We start from the raw sequence: 21277 nt of genomic DNA, 5'->3' as shown, positions 1-21277 counted from the left end.
CTTGCGTAAAGGCTAAATTTGGGCAAAGAGTTTTTCTTTGGTCCGTTCGGCTTCAGCTTTGATCTTTTCGATGTCGAGTTTGGTAAACTCTTTGTTCCGCAGGAGGACTTCCCCGTTTACCAAAACCGTGTCGACGTCCATGCTGTTGGCGCTGTAAGCCATGAGGCTGAGGGCGTCGTGTTTCGGGTACCAATGGAGGCCTTCGCGGTCGACTAAGGTGATGTCGGCTTTGTAGCCGGCTTCGAGTTTGCCCACATCGGTGTAGCCCAGGCATTTGGCCCCGCCTTCAGTCAGCATGTTGATAGCCGTTTCAGCCGGGATGACCGTCGGATCGAGGGTGTTGGCCTTATGGACAAGCGCCGCCAAGTGCATTTCTTCGACGATGTCGAGGTTATTGTTGCTCGAGGCGCCATCCGTGCCGAGGCCGACGGTGATACCCTTTTTCAGCATCTTAGCGATGGGAGCAAAGCCGCTGGCCAGTTTCAAGTTGCTGCCGGGATTGTGGGCGACGCGGACGTGTTTTTTAAGCATAATATCCATGTCGTCGTCGTCGACCCAGACGCAGTGGGCCGCCAGGCAGCCCGTGTCGAAGAGGCCCAGGTCGTTGAACCAGGCAATGGGCGATTTGCCGTACTGCTGCTTAATGTTTTCGACTTCGCCCTTCGTTTCCGACAAATGGGTGTGGATTTCAGCCCCTAATTCATGGGCCAAATCGACGACGCGGGAGAGGTATTCCGGCGTATTGGTGTACGGCGCATGAGGTCCGAGCATGACCGTAATGCGGCCATCCCCTTTTTTATGCCAGTCTAAAAAGAGCTGTTTATTTTCCTTGAGGGCCGTTTCGGCACTGGGCGTAATGCCCGTCATGCCCCGGCTCAGGCAGGCCCGGATTCCGGAAGCGTCGACGGCGCGGGCGACGTCATCCATGAAGAAGTACATGTCGGCAAAGGACGTCGTACCGCAGCGAATCATTTCGGCAATACCGAGCATGGTCTGGGCGTAGACAACGTCGCCGTCAAGCTTATCTTCGGCCGGCCAGATTTTCTTCTGGAGCCAATCCATGAGCTGCATGTCATCGGCATAGCTGCGGAAGACGGTCATAGCGATGTGGTTGTGGGTGTTGACGAAGCCCGGCAGGGCCAGCATCTGCTTGCCGTCCATGACTTCATCGTAATCGGAAAGGACGGGATTTTCGGGAAAGCCCGTGATTTTCGTGCCGTCGATGGCAATATTTTGATTTTCTGTTACCTTGTGGTCCCGATAGAGGCCGACGTGCTGAATCAGTTTTTTCATCCTAGTCCGCTCCTCTTAGTCGAGATTCAAGTATTTGCGCTGTTCTTCACTGAGGGTATCGATGGCGTACCCCATGGAAGCCAGTTTGATTTTGGCGATATCGTCGTCGATTTCATGAGGGAGGACATAGACATGGTTTTCAAGTTCCGTATGATGGTCGAGGATGTATTTAGCAGCCAGGGCCTGAACGGCAAAGGACAGGTCCATGATTTCAGCCGGATGACCGTCGCCGGCAGCCAGATTTACCAGACGGCCTTCCGCCAAGAGGTTGATGACATGACCGTTGGGGAGTTCATAGCCTTCGATGTTGTGGCGAGCTTCAAAATGGCGGACCGAGAGGGCTTCCAGTTCGGGGCGGTTGATTTCGACGTCGAAGTGACCGGCATTGGCCAGGACGACGCCGTCTTTCATGTTCTTCATGTGTTCGCCGCGGATGACGTCTTTGTCGCCGGTCAAGGTGACGAAGATATCTCCGACTTTGGCCGCTTCGGCCATAGGCATGACTTCAAAACCGTCGAATACGGCTTCAATAGCTTTGATCGGGTCGACTTCGGTAACGATGACGTGAGCACCAAGGCCCTTGGCGCGCATAGCGCAGCCCTTACCGCACCAGCCGTAGCCGGCGACGACGACTTTCTTGCCGACGACAGTGAGGTTCGTCGTGCGCATGATACCGTCCCATGTCGACTGGCCTGTACCGTAGCGGTTGTCGAAGAGATATTTGCAGTACGAATCGTTGGCTGCAATCATGGGGAACTTCAACTGGCCGGCTTTATCGAGGCCGTGGAGGCGGTTGACGCCGGTCGTCGTTTCTTCCGTGCCGCCGAGGAGGTTTTCCATGGCGTCGCTCCGCGTCGTGTGCAGCAGATGGACCTGATCGCCGCCGTCATCGATGATGATGTCCGGCTTATGGTCGAGGGATTTATTCAGAAAATCGAAGTATTCTTCATCGGTTGCGCCGTACCAGGCATAGACCGTCAGGCCGTCTTCGACGAGGGCTGCTGCGACGTCGTCCTGAGTCGACAAGGGGTTGCTGCCGGTAACGATGACCTTAGCGCCGGCCCGGTGAAGGACTTCGGCCAGATATGCCGTCTTGGCTTCGAGGTGGACGCTGACGCAGATGGTCTTGCCCTTAAAAGTCTGTTCGGCTTTCAATTTGTCGCCAATGGCATTGAGGGCCGGCATGTGACGGTCGACCCAATTGATTTTTTCATGGCCGCTCTTAGCTAATTTGATATCGCGAATAATTGATTCCATACAGTTCATACCTCTTTCTATAATGAATGCTTGTCAAAAAATGTCTGTACAGCCTCCGTATCGGGATGGCTGATGATGCCCTTTTCGGTGATGATGGCCCGGATGTTTTCATGGGGCGTCACATCAAAGGCCGGGTTGTAGACCGGCGTATCCGAAAGGGCTGTGGCAGCGCCTCTGAAAGAGCGGACTTCGTCGTGACTGCGCTCTTCAATGGGGATCTGACTGCCGCCGGCAATCGACCGGTCAAAGGTCGATAGGGGCGCTGCAATATACAGGGGAATACCCAGGACCTTGGCCATCAGGGACAGGCCGTAGGTCCCGATTTTATTGGCCGTATCGCCGTTGGCGGCAATGCGGTCGGCACCGACGATGATGGCGTCGACGCCCTTTTCTTTCATCGTCCAGGCGGCCATGTTATCGGTAATGAGCGTAACCGGAACGCCGCCTGCCATGAGCTCAAAAGCCGTCAGCCGCGCTCCCTGCAGGAGGGGCCGCGTTTCATCGGCATAGACCATCTTGACCTGTCCCCGGCGATGGAGTTCAGAAATGACGCCGAGGGCCGTGCCGACGCCGGCCGTCGCCAAGGCTCCGGCATTGCAGTGTGTCAGAAGGGTCAAGGGGCGGTCCCCTTTCCCGATTTCATCGGCACCCCAGCCGGCCATGGCCGTATTGATGGCCACATCGTCGGCATGGATGGCTTTGGCCATGTCTTCTAAGACATGGACGATCGCCGTCGGACTTTCGCCGCCATGGGCCTTCGCGCAGGCCATCATTTGCTCCAAGGCCCAGTGGAGGTTGACCGCCGTCGGGCGAGCCCCGTCAAGATTTGTGCAGATATCCTGAAGGGCCGTTATAAAAGGCTTTTCACCGGGCTTTTCAAGGATAGAGCGGGCACCTAAGACGACGCCGTAAGCGGCGGCAACGCCGATGGCCGGAGCGCCGCGGACGGCCAGGACGGAAATGGCCTTATGGACGTCCTGCCAGGTCGTACAGGTCAGATAGGTTTCGGTAAAGGGCAGAACCGTCTGATCGAGGAGATAGAGAGTTCCCTTTTTCCAGCGCAACGTTTCCATTATACCGTAAACCCTCCGTAAGCCTGGAGCGTATGGTGGCAGGCACAGTCTTCATCGACGGGATAGTTTTCGATGCTCTTTAAAATGAGCTGGCGCAGGCGCAGGGAGCTCTTGGCCATGGCATCGACGACTTCTTCATGGGTCAGGGGCTTATCGGAAATGCCGGCAGCAAAGTTGGTGACCATGGACACCGTGGCGTAGCAGATTTCCGCTTCCCGGGCCAGGCAGACTTCGGGAACGTTGGTCATGCCGACGATATCGCCGCCGAGTTTTTGGAACATCCGGATTTCCGCCGGCGTTTCAAACCGCGGCCCTTCGGTGCAGACATAGGTTCCCGTAGCATGGAGACGGCAGTCTCCCGCGTCAGTCGCTGCCTGAATAACGTGGCGGCGCAGGGTCGGGCAGTAAGGTTCCGTCATGTCGACGTGGACGACGCCGTTGGCACCGCCGTCGAAAAAGGACGTGTGCCGGCTCTTGGTGAAGTCGATGAACTGGTCGGGCAAAACGAAGTCCCCGGGCTTGTACTCGGGATTCATGGATCCAACAGCCGTCGTCGCCAAAATGGCCGTGACGCCGAGGCGCTTCAATCCGAGAATGTTGGCCCGATAGTTGATGAGGTGCGGCGGAATGGAATGCATCCGGCCGTGACGGGCTAAAAAGATGAGGTCTCGGTTCTGATACGTCCCCTTCCAGTAACGAATAGAACCGTAATACGTATCCATGTACCCTTCGCGGACATTGGACAAAATCTTCGGATCACAGACTCCGGTACCGCCGATGATGGCAATAAGTCCCATGATAAAACCTCCCTTTATGAAATGAAGATCAATGCTTGTCTGCCCCGGCCTTTTCGTATAAGGCCGCTACTTCGTCGTGGGACAGGGTATACTTGGCGCCGCAGTAATGGCAGGTCATTTCGACCTGGGGATCCTTCAAGAGGGATTCTTTGTCTTCCGGGCGCAGGGATAGCAAGGCACTTTCAAAGCGCTGGCGCGAGCAGGTGCAGCGCCAGTAGAGATGCTGACGGTACAATTCTTTATAATGCATGCCGCCGAGGATGATGTCGATCAGGCCTTCTCCCTTGGGATGGTCCTTGAGGTACGTCGTCAAGGCGCCGACTTGGGTGATGTTGGCTTCGACACGAGCCAGGTCTTCATCTTTGGCACCGGGCAGGGCCTGAACGAGGAAGCCGCCGGCAGCGGCAATGGTGTAATCCCGGTCGACGAGGACGCCTAAGTTGATCGTCGACGGCACCTGTTCCGATGTATAGAGGTAGTAGGCGATATCTTCGGCAATTTCACCGGACACGAGGTCGGCCTGGCTGGTATAGGTCGTCGTCTTCGGCGTAAAGCGGGTCACGGTCATCTGGCCGTTGCGGCCGACGGCAGCCGAGACGTCGAGTTTGCCGTTCGGTTTTAAAGGCAAATCAATCGTCGGATTGTCGACGTAGCCGCGAAGCTTATTGGTATCGAAGCAGTCGGCATGGACGGCGCCCAAAGGGCCGTCGCCGGCGATCTTGATGGATACGCCTTCGTGGTTCTTATAGTCTCCGGCGAGAAGGGCTGCCCCGGTCATGGTCCGGCCCAAGGCGGCACAGGCCACAGGCGATAAGTTATGGCTCTGACGGGCTTTTTCCACGATGCCTGCCGTAAAGGCAATGGACACGCGGATGGCCTCATCTGATGTATAGTGAATAATTTGATTGTCTCTGATCATAATCGATTCTATCCTTTCTCTACAAATCCAATCCTTATTATACAACATCTGTCCACCCCTAGCCAGTCCCGCCCCCAAAAGCCCCATCCATAGCGGCCGCCCTTTTCTTGCCTTTTACTCAATCATTCTATTCAAAATAGATAAAGTTTGTCCGCTTTTTAAGCAGGAATTTGCCGTATTCATCTCGAATAGTATTAGGAAGCAGCCAAGAAGGAGTGATATCCATGAAGACAGAAAAGAAAACGATCCCCGTACAGGAAGAAGTATTCCCCGACGAAGTCAAGGAAATGGCCCTCTGTCCGCCGGCTCCGGAAACGGAAACGGAGGACCCGGAAGCGCCGTATATGGCCTCCGATATGTATCAGCGCATCGTCGCTTTGATCAACAACTTTGAATCGGAACTCCCCGATACGATGCAGGCCGGCGGCCGCCTGGTCTCGGCCGGCGACATTACCTTCAGCATTCAGGATATCGGCTACTGGGACCCGAATATGATCGTCTTTTACGGCGAACTCTCAGACGGCTCGGCCGTCGAACTGGTCCAGCACCTGTCCCAGCTCAACCTGCTCTTGGTGGCTGTCCCCCGACAAGATGACATCCAAAAACCGCGCCGGGTCATCGGCTTTACCCAAAAAGCAGAACCCGACATCATACACGATGCTCAAGATTAAGTATTATTACGAAAGGATATGCCTTTAATGAAACATGAACTCCCTTATTTTTATATCGGTTCGGCCTACGGCGGTAATCAGGATTGGCTGACGGACCGCATGATGAACCTCGGCGGCTGCGCTGCTGTGACGGCCTGCGATTCTTCCATTTATTTTACGCGCTATAAAGACGCCCAAGGCCTCTATCCCTACGAGACCGAAGACGTCGCCAAGAAGGACTACATCGCCTTTACCAATGTCATGAAGCCCTATCTCCGTCCGCGCTGGGGCGGCATCGACCGCCTCGACATGTACATCGACGGCATGGGCCAATTCCTGACCGACCACGGCGACGACGACATCACCATGGACCCCTGGTCCGGCGATAAGACGGCAGAGGAAACGAAAGACGTCATCAAGGCTCAAATCGACGCCGGATGGCCCATCCCCCACCTGGTCCTGCATCACAACAATCCCAACTTTAAATTCTATGACTGGCACTGGTTCTTACTGACGGGCTACACCGAATTCGACGGCGACTTCATGGTCAAAGCCGTTACCTACGGCTCCTGGCGCTGGCTCGACTTCAACGGGCTGTGGAATACGGGCCACCGCAAAAAAGGCGGCCTCATCCTCTATCATCGTCATTCCTAAGACCGGTATCCCCGTTCTATTTACGAAAAACTCTCCAGCTGCATCGCCAAGCGGTGTAACCGGAGAGTTTTTTATTTCATGAAATTCGCCGTCTTAAGCCACTGACGAACGGCATCGGACGTTTCGCCCATCTCGTCATGACGGAGGACGAAGCCTTCATAGACGTCCGCGTCGGGCTCGAGTGCGGCAATGTCTTCGACGGTATCGACAAAATCACTGTCCCCAGACGAAGCCACGGCATACAAGGCCTTCCCGGAAAAATCGTTTTCCGTCAAAAAGGACGTAACCGGTGCCGGCAGGGCATCCCACCAAATGGGATAGACCAAAACGACCGTATCGTACCGGCTCATATCACCGACGTGGCTTTTCAGCTCCCGTTGTTCATCACGGGCAGCCGCCGCCTTTTCATCACGAATCATGGCATCGTAGTCGGCGGAATAAGGCTTTTCGGCCAGGATGGAAAAGACGTCGCCGCCGGTTTCCCGGGCGATTTCGTTGGCAATCATGGCATCGTTTCCGATGATTTCACCGTCTTTTACATTGAGGCTGGCCGACGTCATGACGTCGTATTCCTTGGAATGAATGGCTTGGGCATCTGTATTATCGGGATACGTAAAATAAGCAATGAGGACGCGGCGGGGATTCCCCTGGCCGTTATGGACGACAGCCGTCGAAACCGGCTTCTTTTCATTTTGGGCAAGGGTTTCCCGATGGGTATCGTTGTCAGTCCGTGCCGGACCTCTGGCACAGGCGGACAGAAGGAGTGTTAACACAAGAGTCCCCACGAGGACAGAAGCACGTTTTATCATAGAGAAATCCCCCATCAGTTAATTTCTTATCTATACTTTATATTATACGATAGTAAGATTCCCTTGTAAAACAACAGTCTGTGCCATACCGGATTCTCCGATGCCAAAAAGGCCTGCATCGAGACGATGCAGACCTAAATAGAAACTATGTTTTTTTTACTTTGAACCAGGCGGCGTACATCGTCGGCAGGACCAAGAGGGTCAGGACGGTGGCCACTAAGAGACCGCTGGCAATGGCCACGGCCATGGGGCCCCAGAAGACGCTGGTCATCAAGGGAACCATGCCTAAAATGGCCGCCGCGGCCGTCAGCATGATGGGCCGGAAGCGCAGGACCGCCGAATCGATAATGGCGTGCCACGGGTCTTCGCCGGCAGCCATATGCTTTTCGATCTGGTCGAGGAGGATAATCGAATTGCGGATGATGATGCCCCCTAAAGCCAGGATGCCGAGGTAGGCTACAAAACCCAAGGACTCTCTAAAGAGAAGCATCCCCAGGGAGACCCCGATGAGTCCCATAGGAGCCGTAATCAGAGTCAGTCCCATAAGGGGCAGGCTCCGGAGCTGGAACATGAGCAAGGTCATGATGATGATGACCATGACAGGCACGGGACCCAAGAGATATTTCAAGGATTTTTGGCTGTTTTCCAGAGAGCCGTCCACTTCCACCGTGTAGCCGAAAGGCATATTATCACGGATGTCGGCGATGGAATCGTAAGCCTTTTGCGTCGCATCGTCAGCCGTTCCCGACTTGATGCCGCCGTTAATGGTAACCGTCGGCTTTAAGTTGCGGCGCCAAATGAGGCCGTCTTCGCCTTGATAGGAAATGCGGGCGATCTGTTCCAAGGGAACGTAGCCGGCTTGGCCGACGTAGACCAGCAGGCTCTGGATGGCTGAAAGATCCTGGCGGTCCTTATCGTCGAGGCGAAGCTGAATATCGATGGTCTTATCCGGTGCATAGTACTGGGCCACTGTCGCCCCGGACAGTTCCGTATACAGGGTCTGGGCAATATCCTGACCGGAAATCCCCATGGCCCGCAGTTTATCCTGGTCGAGCTCGACGTGCATAACCTTATCTTTTTGATCCCAGTTGAGGAAGACGTTTTCCGTATTCGGGTCTTTGGCAATGCGGGCGGCAATCTCTTCGGCATAGGCTTTGACCTTGTCCTTATCGTAACCCGATACGCGCATCATGATGGGATAATCCGACGGCGGCCCCAAAGAGATGTGCTTAATATTGCTGCGGACGTTGGGGAACTTATCGGCCAGCTCCGTCTTCAAGGAGGCTGCCAGGGCTTCCCGCGATTCTGTATCCTTGGCGACGACGACGAACTGGGCGTAATTATCGGCCGGAAGGACGGGCTCGACAGTCAGGACGAACCGCGGTGCTCCTTGGCCGACGTGATACGAGTAATTCTTCAATTTATCCTGCTGGCCGTCAAGGTACTGAGCCAACCGGGACGCTTCTTTCTGGGTCGCTTCCATAGAGGAGCCCTCGGGCAGGGTCATTTCAACGATGAGTTCCGGCCGCAGGGACGGAGGAAAGAATTCTTTCGGAATAAAATAGGTCAGCCCGGCCGAAATGACGAAGACTGCAGCCGTCCCGCCGATGACGATGACGCGATGGGTCAGGCACCAGTTCAGGACCTTGCGGAAAAAGACGTAGAACCGACTGGTATACAGCTTTTCCGGGTCCTCGCCCTCTTTCTGTTTGGGCTTGATGAGGTAGTAGCCAAAAAGAGGTGCTACCATGACCGATACGATCCACGACAGGACCAAAGCTGCCGTGATGACCGGAAATAGGGCTTTACAAAATTCAGCGGCTGCGCCATCGGAAAAGGCGACGGGAATGAAGCCGGCGCAGGTAATGAGGGTCCCGGTCAGCATGGGCTTGGCCGTAGCCCGAAAGGCGTAGCAGGCGGCGTCGATGCGGCTCCTCCCTTTTTCGAGCTGGACGGTCATCATTTCGACGGCAATGATGGCGTCGTCGACGAGGAGGCCCAAGGCGATGATGAGGGCCCCTAAGGATACCTTATGAAGGTCGATACCGGTGATTTCCATGACGCAGAAGACGCCCGTAAGGACCAAGGGAATGCAGAAGGCGACGACCAGGCCCGTCCGCAGGCCCAGGGTGATGAAGCTGACGACGAGGACGATGGCGATGGCTTCCCACAGTGTTTCCGTAAAGTCACTGATGGACTCTTTGACGATCTGCGGCTGGTCCGAGACCTGGTTCATTTCCATGCCGGCCGGAAGGTCGGCTTTGACGCTGGCTTCAAGCTTTTTCAGGTTTTCGCCGAGCTTTAAATTGTTGCCGCCGTCCTTCATGGACAGGGCGATGCCGACGGCAGGCTTGCCGTTATAGAACATCTTAGGGTCGGCCGGTTCGGTATAACGCCGTTCGACGGTTGCGATGTCGCCTAAGCGGAAGATGCGGCCGTTGGCATTGATGGGCAGGTTGCGGATGCCTTCGACGTCCTTAAAGACGCCGGACAGGCGAAGATAAACGTTGTCCGACTCGGTGTTCACCATGCCGGCCGGCGTCATCTCATTTTGGCCCTTGACGGCATTGGCGATGACCGTCGGCGGAATGCCCAGTTCGGCCAGTTTGGCATTGGCCACTTCGATATAGATTTTTTCTGACTGTTCACCGACGAGTTCGACTTTGCTGACGTCGTCGACGTTCATCATCATGCGGCGTATCTTTTCGGCTTTTTGCCGCAGTTCTTCATAAGAATAGCCGTCGCCCGTGAGGGCATAGATGGAGCCGAAGACGTCGTCGAAGCGGTCGTCATAGTACGGACCGTAGACGCCGTCGGGCAAGTCGCGTTTGACGTCTTCCGTCAAGTTTCTGACTTCGTGCCACGTATCGCGGATGCTGCTTTGCGGCGCCTTATCGTCCAAATTGACGTAAATGACCGATTGCCCCGGCCGGGAATAACTCTTAAGGTAATCGAGGTGCGGCGTGTCCTGGAGTTTCTTTTCAATCTTGTCGGTCACCTGTTCTTCCATCTGTTCTGCCGTAGCTCCCGGCCAGGCGACGGTGACGATCATGGTCCGTACGGTATACGTCGGGTCTTCCATCCGTCCCAATTTGATATAGGAAAAGACGCCGGCAATGGCCACGAGGATGATGAAATACCAGACTAAGGCCCGGTTACGGAGGGATACTTCTGATAAGTTTCTCATACATCGTCCCCCTCAATGCGGACTTTTTCGCCGGCCCGTAATTTATGGACGCCGGCCGTAACGACAATATCCCCTTTTTGAAGGCCTGTGACCTTGACGCTGTTGTCGCCAAAGGTTTCAACGGACACATTTTTCAGGGACAAGGTCTTGTCTTTACCGACGACCCAGACCTGAGGCGTACTGCCGGTCTGATAAATGGCCGATAACGGCAGGACGACCGTATCGGCGGCAGCCCGTTCTTCACCGGCATTGGCAACCGATGCCGTCATGCCCAATTGCAGGCCCTGGGGCGGATTTTGCAGGGTAATATTGACTTCATAGGTCCGCGATACGGCATCGGCCATAGGCGCCACTTCGCGGACGACGCCGGACACGGTCTGGTTCTGAAGGGCCCAGAAGGATACGGTCACGGCTTTTCCGACAGGAAAGTCGGAAAGTTTATTTTCCGGTACGTTAATGGTGACTTCCAGGTCGCCGTCATGGACCAAGGTGACGACAGGCTGACCGGCCGGGATGACCTGTCCCACTTCGGCACTGACAGCAGCGATGACGCCGTCGGCATCGGCCGTCAGTTGTGTATAGGACAGCTGATTGTCCTGGGCCTGCTGGCCGGCCTGAGCCTGATTATACTGGGCTGCGGCCCGGTCATAGGCTGTCTGGAACTGATCGAGGTCAGCGGCGCTGACGGCATCCGAGGCATATAGTTCCTTATAGCGCTTTAAATTAGACGCCGCCAATTGGAGCTGAGCCGCTGCCGCATCGACCTGAGCCTGAGACTGGTTGACGGCCTGCATGATGTCCTTGGGATCGACGGTCATCAAGACGTCGCCGGCCTTGACCCGCGTTCCTAGCTGAACATTGCGCGTCGTAATCCGGCCGCCGGCCTGGAAAGAGAGCTTACTTTCATAGCGCCCTTTTACCGTCCCCGAATAGGTACCGGCCGTACTGTCATTCGTTTTTCCGACTTCCATGGTCTTTACCAATTGATCCGGTTCGGCCGCGGTCTGCTCACTGCCGCAGCCGGCTAAAGTCACGGCCGCCACGATGGCAGCTGCGGCGAGGATGTACTTCATATGCCACCCTTTCATCGTATCATCTCCCCCTTTTTCTTCACAGCGCGTATATCGGCTTCATCAGCCCGCTCGGCAATGGCGTGCAGCATGGTAAGCATCTCATCGCGCTTCGTTTCATCAAAACCTTCTACGAGATAGGTAATCCAGGTTTCTAAAAATCCCGCCAACTCCCCTTGAATATCCCTGGCTTTAGGCGTCAGATAGATAAACTTAAAGCGCCGGTCGCCGTCCTTTTGGCGGCGGCAGACGTAGCCTTTCTCTTCCAAGGTTTTCAGGCTGCGAGCAACGAGGGCCTTATCGGCTTTCATCTCGTTACAGAGCTCGCTTTGGCTGGAGCCGTCGAAATCATAGAGGGTCATGAGGGTCACGTATTCTGAATAAGACAGGTTCCAAGGCTGACAGGCTTCGGTAATATAGGCCTGGGACCGCATATTGATAACCCCGAAATCGTGACCGACACATAAGTAATTCATCTTATTGTCCCCTTTATTAGTTGATTGAATCAACCATTTTCTTATAGTATAGCAAAGGGATTTGCCAAAAGCAAGAAAAAAAGAGGATTCCCTTACGAAGGCAATCCTCTTATATCTGTATTATTTTCCTAATTTTTCAGCCATGGCGGCAAGTTTCGACCCGATGACGGGCAGTTTGGCAAGGTCCGTTACGGCAACGGCCCGGAAGGCAAAGATGCCGATGAGATAGACGACGGCAGCAGCCGTCATGGCCATGATGGTGGCCAACGTATTCCCTACCAGGTTGAGCAGGCTGTGGTGGATGATCCAAGCCGTACCGGCCATGGCAGCCCCCGACAGGAACAAGCGGCCGACATAGCCCCACTGGACGCCGTAGCCGACGAAGCGGCGGGCAAAATAGAGGTTCAAGGCTGTAGCTACGGCTAAATCGGCATTGGTCGCCCAAGCGGCCCCGACTTCACCGAGCCAGGGAATGGCCGTCAGGTGCCAGCTCAAGAAAATCTTAACGACAGCTGCAGCGGCCATATTGTAGAGCGGCACGGCCGTCCGCCCCATGCCCTGCAGAAGGCCACTGGTAATCTGCTGGAGGCCGACGAGAAAGACCGAAATGGACAGGACGCCGATAGCAGGCCCTGCAGCCGGCGTAGCATACAAGAGACGTGAAATGGGCACGGCTAACACGGCCAGCCCCAAGCAGGCCGGGATGGTAATGACGTTGGCAATGCGCATCGCCGTATGGGTCCGGGACAGGACGACGTCCCTTCTCCCCTGGGAAAAGGCCGCTGAGACGGCCGGTACTAAGCTGGTCGCCAAGGAAATCGTCAAGATTGCCGGCAATTGGACGAGGCCGTTGGCCATGCCCGTCAGGTAGCCATAGAGGGCTGTCGCCTCATGGGTACTGTAACCGGCCGCTTCCAGCCGCAGAGGCACGATAAAGAGATCGATGCTGGCTACGGCCGGAAGGAGCATGTTGGCTGCCGCTACGGGAACGGCTAAGACGACGAGGCGGCGGATGATGTGCCGCGCCGACTGGATGACGAAGACGCCGTCGTCATCGGGTAACGGATTCCGTTGATGACGGTAGTATAAGAAGGCGATGAGGATGAGCCCTGCAGCTGCCCCGGGAACGGCACCGAAAGAAGCACCGGCCGCCGCCCACTCAAGACCTCTGGGCAGGAAAATCCAGGCGAGAACGAGCATGGTGCAGACGCGGACGAATTGATCGGCCATCTGGGACAGAGCCGTCGGCGTCATGAGCTGCAGGCCTTGGAAATAGCCGCGGAAGCAGCAGACGATGACCGATAAGCTTAAGGCCGGTGCCAACACAGCTAAGGCCGGCAGGGCCCGACTGTCGCGGACGATGCCGAACTCGATCATAGCCTGGGCTCCAAAAGGCAGGGCCAGGCCGCAGAGGACGGCGACGACGGTCATAAAGGCCAAGGTCACGTGAAAGATGCGGCGGACGCCGCTGTAATGGCCTCGGGCCGCTTGTTCGGCAATCATGATCGACACGGCAATGGGAATACCGGCGCCGATGATGCTGAGGAGCAGGATGTAGACCGGATAGGCCATCTGATAGAGGCCGATTCCCTCGCCGCCTAAGAGCCGCGATAAGAAAATGCGGTTCAACCCGCCTAAGATCTTGACGACGATGCCGGCTACGGTGAGGACCATGGCGCCGCGTAAAAAGTTAGTCACGGGAATCCTCCTTTCGAAGGGAGGAAAAGGCCGTCAGCAAGGTCTGGATAAAGTCGAGGATATCGGCGATACCGGAAAGGGATACGCGGACCATGACCGGTATACTGGGAACGAGGCGGAAGCGGCTGCGCAGGGGCTTTTCGAGTTTCGTCAAATCGGGCATGTCCGAGACGCGGCGCCACTTGATTTCGAGGACGTCCTTCTTCTGGGCGATGAGGACCATTCCCTGAGCCTTGGCTTCGAGACGGGTTTCCGTCACCTGAAGGAGCTTTTCGACGTACGAACTGGGTCGGCCATAGCGGTCTTCCAGTTCGCGGCGCAGTTCGTCCAGCTCTTCTTTCGAAGAGACGACAGCCAAGCGCTGGTACATGTCGATTTTCTGACCGCCGTTTTGAATGTATTCGTTGTCGATAAAGGCGTCGACGTGGATTTCCATGACCGTTTCCGGCGGCGGCGGTTCCACTTCTTTCCCGGTCTGGGCCTTAGCAATGGCTTCTTCCAGCATATGGCAGTACATGGCAAAGCCGACGCTGGCGATGTTGCCGTGCTGTTCCCGACCGAGGAGGTTGCCGGCACCGCGGATTTCAAGGTCGCGCATGGCGATTTTAAAACCGGAACCGAGTTCGGTAAATTCTTTGATGGCTTGGAGCCGTTTTTCAGCGACTTCAGACAAAACCTTGTCCCTGCGGTACAAGAAGTATGCATAGGCCATGCGGTGGCTCCGACCGACGCGGCCCCGCATCTGATAGAGCTGAGACAGGCCGAAGTGGTCGGCGTCGTAAATGATGATCGTATTGGCATTGGCTACGTCAAGGCCGTTTTCGACGAGGCTCGAGCAGAGGAGTACGTCGTACTTTCCTTCATAGAAATCGAACATCATCGACTCGAGCATGCTGCCGGCCATCTGACCGTGGGCGATGCCGATGGTTACGTCAGGCAGGAGGGCCTGCAGTTCGTCCTTCATGCGTTCGATGGAAGCGACACGATTATAGACGAAAAAGACCTGGCCGCCCCGCCTCTTTTCGCGCATGATAGCGTCACTGACGATGCGGGCGTCGTATTCAGCGACGTAAGTCTGGACCGGGAAGCGGTCCGTCGGCGGCGATTCGATGACCGACATTTCCCGCAGGTTGACCAAAGACATGTGGAGGGTCCGCGGAATCGGCGTAGCACTGAGGGACAAGACGTCGATATGGGCGGCCCAGGCCTTCCATTTTTCTTTTTGGGCGACGCCGAAACGCTGTTCTTCGTCGACGACGAGAAGGCCCAGGGACTTGAATTTAACGTTCTTGTTGAGCAGGCTGTGAGTCCCGATGAGGATGTCGATATCGCCGGTCAAGGTCCGGGCCAGGATCGATTTCTTTTCTTTGTAGGAACGGAAACGGTTGAGGACTTCGACGTGGACACCGAAGGGGCCGAACCGTTCCATAAAGGTCTGGAAGTGCTGCTGAGACAAGACCGTCGTCGGTACCAAGACGGCAACCTGCTTACCGGCTGTGACGGCCTTAAAAATAGCCCGCATGGCCACTTCCGTCTTGCCAAAGCCGACATCGCCGCAGACCAAGCGGTCCATAGGCGTCGGTTTTTCCATGCTGTCCTTGATTTCACGAACGGCTTTTAACTGATCTTCCGTTTCTTCATAGGGAAAGGCTTCTTCAAATTCTTTCTGAAAGGGCGTATCCGGCGGGAAGGCATAGCCGGAAACGACTTCCCTTTTTGCGTAGAGGGCGACGAGTTTTTCAGCCAAATCGGTAATCGACTTCTGAGCCTTAGAGCGTATCTTCTGCCAGTCCGAGCCGCCCATCTTCTGTAATTTCGGCGTATCGCCTTCGTTGCCGATGTAGCGCTGGAGGAGGGATAACTGGTCCGTCGGCACGTAGAGGATGTCTTTCCCGGCATAGTGAATTTCGAGATAATCTTTATGGACGCCATCCATTTCAATGGTCTTGATGCCCATGTAGCGGCCGATGCCGTGGACTTCATGGACGACGTAGTCGCCGGCCTTCAGACTGGTAAAGACGCTGATTTCCTGGCCCTTAGCAACGCGGTGTCGCAGGCGTCGTTTCTGAGTGCCGAAGACGTCTCGTTCGGCGACGACGACGACCTTGGCATAAGGCAGTTCAAAGCCGTCGTGGATTTCCCCTTCGACGATATACATGCCGCCGGCGGCGCTTTTTTCGTCGTCATAATCGGCAATCGAAAGGTCATGCTGCTTCATCCAGGCTTTGAGGGAGGCAATGCGCTCTCTGCTGTTGATGACGAAGACGATGGTATTGCCTAAGCTTTGCCAATGGCCGACTTCTTCTTCGAGGAGGTTGAACTGCTTTTGGAAGCTGGCCATCATCTTGGCGGCAAAGCTGAAGGACTCGTCGATGAGCATATCGGGCACGGATTGGGCCATAAGGGACAAGACGATTTGAGGAACTTTTCGTTCCGGCGAGACCATATTTTTCCACGACGCCAGGACGCCCTTGTAATCGTCCGATTCTTTGAGAATCTTTTTAAGGCCGTCACGGACCCGGTTCGGTTCATCCCAGATGATGGTCCCTTCTTCGACGTAATCAAGGATGGTATATTCCTCATCGTCCGCCGTCGTCAGGGACACGGGCAAAATCCGCGCCCGTTCGGCATCATACAGCGACTTTTGGCTGTCGACGTCGAAGGCGCGGATGCTTTCCAGTTCATCGCCAAAGAAGGCCAGGCGCAGGGGTTGCGGTTCATTGACGGCAAAGACGTCGACAATGTCGCCGCGGACGGAAAAATGGCCTCGCCGTTCAACCATGTCAACCCGTTCATAGCCGGCGTCTACGAGGTGCTGCAACAAGTCATCGCGATCGTATTCTCCTTGGATTTCGACGTCGATGGCCGCATCGTCGATGCGCTGGGGAGCCATGACGTACTGTGCCGCTTCTTCCGGCGCAGCCAAGACGAGGACCGGATCCCCCTGGCGCAGACGGCCCAGGGCTTCCATCTGCCGAGCCATCCGGTCGATACTTTTAGCCGTCGTCGTAAAGACGGCCTTATCGACGACGGGAAAGTCGAGAACCTTTACGTCAGGCGCCAAAAAGGCCAGGTCCGCCTGCCAGGCCGCCGCTTGTTCCCGCGACGGGACGACGAGGACGACCTGACGGGGGTCTTCGTGCAGCACCTTAGCGACCAGAGCGCTCTTGACAGAGCCGCTGAGGCCGTAGATGCTGTGACAGCCGGGCTTTAAAAAGGCCTCCCCGGCGGACCGGATATTTTCATCTTGATTCATCCATTGAAAGAATTGCTTCATGCTTTTTTACCTCATGACAAAGGGGGCTTTAGTTTCCCAAAGCCCTCGATAATTATCATCATACTTGCGTGTTTTTTATTATATCATAGTTCATTCGTCCCGACTAGGCACATTATCGTCCCGCCGCGCCCTGCATGATAAAGGCTTCCCGTTCCTTACGACTCATCTTGAGGAGGCTCTTTTCTTTCAGGGTATCTTCATAAGACGGAGCGGCATCGCCTTCCATCCGCTTTTCCACATCGCGGCGGATCTGAGGCAGCATGTCGTAGAGGTGCTGACCCGGGCAGTCCGTACTGTTGACGTCACGGTGACCGACGATGGTCGCTGCACTCGGCGTGATTTCATAAATCTTGCACAACCAGGCAACGAGGCCTTCTAAGGCGTGGAGCTGAGCCGGCGTGGGAATTTCTTTATCGAAGTTGCCCGTGACGTTGATGCCGACAGTGTGATAGTTCTGCCCTTGGGCATGGGCTCCGACCGTCGCTAAGGGGCGTCCCCGTTCGATGGTCCCGTCTTTGCGGATAACGTAATGGTAGCCGATGCCGGCCCAGCCGTTCGCTAAATGGGCTCGGTGAATGGCAGCCGCCGACGTATCGCCGTCGGGAATGCCGACGTGGTGGATGACGATCATGTCCGTCTTGGGCCGCAGCAATAAGGGTTCATTGAAGCGGAAATTCGTTTCCTTAATAGCCATCGGTTCGGCCGGGGCTGCATCCGTTGCCGGATGATAGGTCCGCAGGACGCCGCGGGCTCCGGCAGGCTTCGCATCCCGTGGTACACTGCTCACGGCGACGGGCTGAAGTTCTGAGGATTCGCCGTCTGTCAAAGATTTGGCAGGGGTATCCCCTTTCGTCCCCTTCTTTTCGGACGACGATTTTTTATCGACGCCCTTTTTCTTTACCGTCGCCTTTCCTTTTTCAGTAGCCGCCTTCGTTACGGACTGATTCGAATCGGAAACGGCACCGACCGTATAGGCCGCTTCGATGTCCGACGGCGATGCCGCCAACGACAGGCTTGAAAAACCAAAAGCCAGCCACAGCGCAACGGCCAGGGCTGACAGGGTCTTGCTTTGTTTCATGATTTAGTACACTTCCCCATGATGATTTTGAATGTGTGCGACCAGGCGGTCCCACAAAGCCTGCGGCTCGGGATGACCGTACGTGCCGAGGGCAATATGCGGCTTAGCCCGGCCGTGGTAGTCGCTGCCAATGGTCGCCATCAGGCCGTGTTCATCGGCAATCCGGCGGTAAAAGGCAGCCGTATCGTCATCGTGATAGCTGCAGTAAGCTTCGATGCCGTCCAGACCGAGGGCGATGAGGGTTTCCGTCAAAGGACGGTTCTGCTTCATATTGGCTCCGGGATGGGCCAATACGGCGGCGCCGCCCTGATTGTGAATGATATCGACAGCCTTTGAAAAATCCATGAAGGTCATGGGGATGAAGGCCGGTCCCCCCTGACCGCAGATATCCCAGCCGAAGTTGACATAGGGCGCAGCACTGCGGCTGCCGCCCGGCCGATAGGGTGCCAGGACGGGGCAGTCGGCATTGCGCGGGTCCGAAAGGGCAACGCGAGCGATGTGAACCGACGCGACGACACCACTGGTACAAAGTTTCCAAATGGCGTCGCGGTCGAGGACGATGCCTAAGGCTTCGACGGCGTCGAGCACTTTGTCGGACACGACTTTTCGTTGGCCGTACACATCCTTTTCAATCGCTTCAAATACGGCGGCATCGGGATGAATCCCATAGCCTAAGAGGTGAAAGTTCTTCCCCTCATGCTGACAACTGATTTCAATGCCCGGTATGAGGCGCAGTCCCATCCGGGACGCTTCTTCCCGTGCTTCGGGAATGGCCCGGGTGGAATCGTGGTCGGTGACGGCCACGGCCTGTACCTTCGCGTCAGCGCACTGACGTATCAAGTCGGCCGGTTCAAACTGACCGTCCATGCTGTATTTTGTATGCATGTGCAAATCAAGCCATGTTTCCATACTCTACACTCCCTCTCATTTAAATGTCGCCCTTATTATACTACGCATGACGGCGCCGTGCCAGTAAGAAGTAAGTAAGATATGGGCTTATCCGCGAGTCAGTTTATAAATGAGGGCGTTGCAGATAGCAGCGGCAATGGTGCTGCCCCCTTTTCGTCCTTTAGCGACGATATAAGGGACGCCGGCTTCCATGATGACGTCTTTGGCGTATTCGACATTGACGAAGCCGACGGGAACGCCGATGATGAGGGCCGGCGCGATGCGTCCTTCATCGATGAGTTCTTTCAGGCGCAGAAGGGCTGTCGGCGCATTGCCGACGGCGATGATGAGCGGTCCCGTAAGACCGGCGGCCTTATCCATCGAGGCCTGAGCCCGCGTCGTCCCCTGTTCCCGGGCCGCAGCGGCTACGTCGTCATCAGCCATGAAGCAGACCTTTTGGCAGCCCAGTTTCGTAAGACCGGGCTTACTGATGCCCATACAGGCCATATTGGTATCGGTCACGATGGTGCAGCCGCCTTTCAAGGCTTCTAGGGCCTTCGTTACGGCACCCTCGCTGAAGCGCAGGTTGCGGACGTAATCGAAGTCGGCGCTGGTGTGAACGACGCGCTTGATGATGTCCTTTTCATCGGGCGGAAGCTCAATCGGCCCCAGTTCGCTTTCAATAATTTCCATGCTGCGGCGTTCGATGTCGGCCGGTAAAATATGTTCTATCTTCATACAGATTCATCCTTTCTGAAACGACCTCGATCCCGGCAGGCTTTGACGAAGTTAGCCGCCCAATCCGGATTTCCGAGGAAATGGAGGTGGAGATAACTGGCGGCTAAGGTTTCACCGGCCACGCCGCCGGGCCAGGAACGCCGACTCCCGGCCTTATAGGCCGTAAAGGCCTCCCCTTCCAGAGAACTCTTGGAATAATGGAATTCATGGGCCGGTATGGTGTCACCGGCCTTACAGAGGAGGTTGTCTTCTTCTGCCTGTAAGGTCACGTAACCGAAGTGCTGAAGGGACGTCGTCATAAAGGTCTCACCGGGAACGGCACCGACCCAAGCCCAAAGCTTCCCGTCGTCGCCGCGAAAATACTGATGGAGATACATGAAGCCGCCGCATTCGGCAAAGCAAGGCAGTCCGCCTATCAAGGCCTGTCTGATCTGGCCGCGCAGGCTTTCGTTAACTTCAAGTTCTCGAGCGTAAAGTTCGGGATAGCCGCCGCCCACATAAAGACCGTCGCAAGGCGGCAGAACCTCATCGTGAAGGGGGCTGAAAAAGATCAATTCGGCCCCGCAGCGGCGAAGGACGTCCAGGCTGTCTTCGTAGTAAAAGCAAAAAGCCTCGTCACGGGCCACGGCAATGACAGCCTGTCGTTCCGTCTCCCCTTCTTTTCCCGCTTCCAATGCGTCTCCTTCGGCAAGGGGCGAGGCTGCCCGGGCCAGGGTTAACAGGCCGTCGAGGTCGATATGCATTTCAGCCGCGTCCGCCAGGCGCTCCATAATAGCCTGAAGGTTCTGTATTTCTCCGGCCGTCACTAATCCCAGGTGGCGACTGGAAAAGGCGCAGTACGGAAGATCCGGAAGGGCGCCTAAAGCCGTAAGGCCCGAGGCCTTTTCCCAAGCGTCCTTAAAATGGGCGTATACCATGGGTTTTATGCGGTTTACGATAAAGCCGACGATATGGCTGTCCGGATAAAAATCGGCCATTCCCTTTAAGACGGCACCTAAGGAGAGCCCTGCCCCACGGCCGTCGACGACAATTACGACCGGTGTATCGGTAACGGCAGCAACGTCATAGGCACTGGCTTCGTGACCCCTTCCGACACCGTCGTAATAGCCCATGGCCCCTTCGATGAGAACCAGGTCAGACTTTTCTCCATGACGGCAAAGAAGCTGCCGGGCCGCTTGGGCTCCTTTTTCGCCGCGGCCGAAGAGAAAGAGATCGAGGTTATACGACGGAGTGTGAAGGACGCGGCGGTGGAACATGGGATCGATATAGTCCGGGCCGGACTTAAAGGCTGTCAGGGACAATCTGCGTTTTTTTAAAGCCTGCAGCAGGGCACAGACGACGGTCGTCTTGCCGCTGCCGCTTTTGGGAGCCGCGATTAACAGCCGCGGAATCGTGGATCGATGCGCCATAGGA

The 21277-nt window shown here is 55.9% G+C and carries 17 protein-coding genes; 2 read left to right on the top strand and 15 right to left on the bottom strand.

The features are described 5' to 3' along the window. Window positions 1–12: 12 nt before the first annotated feature. From UCI88_RS07585 to hslO, 5 genes are read right to left on the bottom strand one after another with little or no spacing between them, the layout of a single operon-like run. Window positions 13–1293, bottom strand: coding sequence for an amidohydrolase (locus tag UCI88_RS07585; protein ID WP_256179236.1), 1281 nt, complete (start codon window positions 1291–1293; stop codon window positions 13–15). 15 nt (window positions 1294–1308) lie between these two features. Continuing rightward, the gene (locus tag UCI88_RS07580; protein WP_044503726.1) at window positions 1309–2550 is read right to left on the bottom strand and encodes an adenosylhomocysteinase; all 1242 of its coding nucleotides are present in this window, start codon (window positions 2548–2550) and stop codon (window positions 1309–1311) included. A gap of 17 nt (window positions 2551–2567) precedes the next feature. Then, entirely contained in the window at window positions 2568–3623 is a 1056-nt protein-coding gene (gene mtnA / locus UCI88_RS07575; RefSeq protein ID WP_256179237.1) for an S-methyl-5-thioribose-1-phosphate isomerase, read from the bottom strand. Beyond that, window positions 3623–4420, bottom strand: coding sequence for an S-methyl-5'-thioadenosine phosphorylase (mtnP, locus tag UCI88_RS07570; RefSeq protein WP_044503724.1), 798 nt, complete (start codon window positions 4418–4420; stop codon window positions 3623–3625). The genes mtnA and mtnP overlap by 1 nt, the downstream gene beginning before the upstream one ends. A 28-nt stretch (window positions 4421–4448) precedes the next feature. Then, window positions 4449–5339 carry an Hsp33 family molecular chaperone HslO gene (hslO, locus tag UCI88_RS07565; protein WP_044503723.1) on the bottom strand — a complete coding sequence of 297 codons (891 nt, stop codon included), beginning with the start codon at window positions 5337–5339 and terminating at the stop codon, window positions 4449–4451. Window positions 5340–5563: 224 nt separating this feature from the next. On the opposite strand from hslO, the gene UCI88_RS07560 reads away from it, so the two are divergent. Beyond that, on the top strand, window positions 5564–6010 hold the full coding sequence (locus UCI88_RS07560; RefSeq protein WP_230198047.1) for a DUF6173 family protein: 447 nt from the start codon (window positions 5564–5566) through the stop codon (window positions 6008–6010). A gap of 27 nt (window positions 6011–6037) precedes the next feature. Then, on the top strand, window positions 6038–6643 hold the full coding sequence (locus UCI88_RS07555) for a hypothetical protein (protein WP_044503722.1): 606 nt from the start codon (window positions 6038–6040) through the stop codon (window positions 6641–6643). A 71-nt stretch (window positions 6644–6714) separates the two neighbouring features. Here the strand turns inward: UCI88_RS07555 and UCI88_RS07550 are convergent, their stop codons facing one another. The 10 genes from UCI88_RS07550 to UCI88_RS07505 all read right to left on the bottom strand — a co-directional run bounded on the left by UCI88_RS07550 (window position 6715) and on the right by UCI88_RS07505 (window position 21273). Continuing rightward, entirely contained in the window at window positions 6715–7416 is a 702-nt protein-coding gene (locus UCI88_RS07550; RefSeq protein WP_330024160.1) for a flavodoxin, read from the bottom strand. A 181-nt stretch (window positions 7417–7597) separates the two neighbouring features. After that, entirely contained in the window at window positions 7598–10639 is a 3042-nt protein-coding gene (locus UCI88_RS07545) for an efflux RND transporter permease subunit (RefSeq protein ID WP_256179239.1), read from the bottom strand. Further along, complete coding sequence (locus UCI88_RS07540; protein ID WP_256179240.1) at window positions 10636–11727, bottom strand: efflux RND transporter periplasmic adaptor subunit; 1092 nt, start codon at window positions 11725–11727, stop codon at window positions 10636–10638. Before UCI88_RS07540 ends, UCI88_RS07545 begins: the two co-directional genes overlap by 4 nt. Continuing rightward, the gene (locus UCI88_RS07535) at window positions 11724–12185 is read right to left on the bottom strand and encodes a MarR family winged helix-turn-helix transcriptional regulator (RefSeq protein WP_256179241.1); all 462 of its coding nucleotides are present in this window, start codon (window positions 12183–12185) and stop codon (window positions 11724–11726) included. The genes UCI88_RS07540 and UCI88_RS07535 overlap by 4 nt, the downstream gene beginning before the upstream one ends. 120 nt (window positions 12186–12305) lie before the next feature. Next, window positions 12306–13859 carry a putative polysaccharide biosynthesis protein gene (locus UCI88_RS07530; RefSeq protein ID WP_407944386.1) on the bottom strand — a complete coding sequence of 518 codons (1554 nt, stop codon included), beginning with the start codon at window positions 13857–13859 and terminating at the stop codon, window positions 12306–12308. Window positions 13860–13875: 16 nt separating this feature from the next. Continuing rightward, window positions 13876–17160 carry a transcription-repair coupling factor gene (gene mfd, locus UCI88_RS07525; RefSeq protein WP_256179242.1) on the bottom strand — a complete coding sequence of 1095 codons (3285 nt, stop codon included), beginning with the start codon at window positions 17158–17160 and terminating at the stop codon, window positions 13876–13878. 112 nt (window positions 17161–17272) lie between these two features. Next, window positions 17273–18238 carry a peptidoglycan recognition protein family protein gene (locus UCI88_RS07520; RefSeq protein ID WP_256179243.1) on the bottom strand — a complete coding sequence of 322 codons (966 nt, stop codon included), beginning with the start codon at window positions 18236–18238 and terminating at the stop codon, window positions 17273–17275. A gap of 3 nt (window positions 18239–18241) precedes the next feature. Beyond that, complete coding sequence (locus UCI88_RS07515) at window positions 18242–19147, bottom strand: PHP domain-containing protein (RefSeq protein WP_256179244.1); 906 nt, start codon at window positions 19145–19147, stop codon at window positions 18242–18244. Window positions 19148–19234: 87 nt separating this feature from the next. Further along, window positions 19235–19864, bottom strand: a complete 630-nt coding sequence (locus tag UCI88_RS07510) for a precorrin-8X methylmutase (RefSeq protein ID WP_044503714.1) — start codon at window positions 19862–19864, stop codon at window positions 19235–19237. Then, window positions 19861–21273 (bottom strand): cobyrinate a,c-diamide synthase, encoded by a 1413-nt coding sequence (locus UCI88_RS07505; protein WP_256179245.1) that lies wholly within the window; start codon window positions 21271–21273, stop codon window positions 19861–19863. Before UCI88_RS07505 ends, UCI88_RS07510 begins: the two co-directional genes overlap by 4 nt. Between the last annotated feature and the right edge of the window lie 4 nt (window positions 21274–21277).

It is taken from the genome of Megasphaera massiliensis, assembly GCF_036305205.1.
Taxonomy (GTDB): Bacteria; Bacillota; Negativicutes; order Veillonellales; family Megasphaeraceae; genus Megasphaera; species Megasphaera massiliensis.
This window is presented reverse-complemented; position numbering and strand designations above follow the sequence as displayed.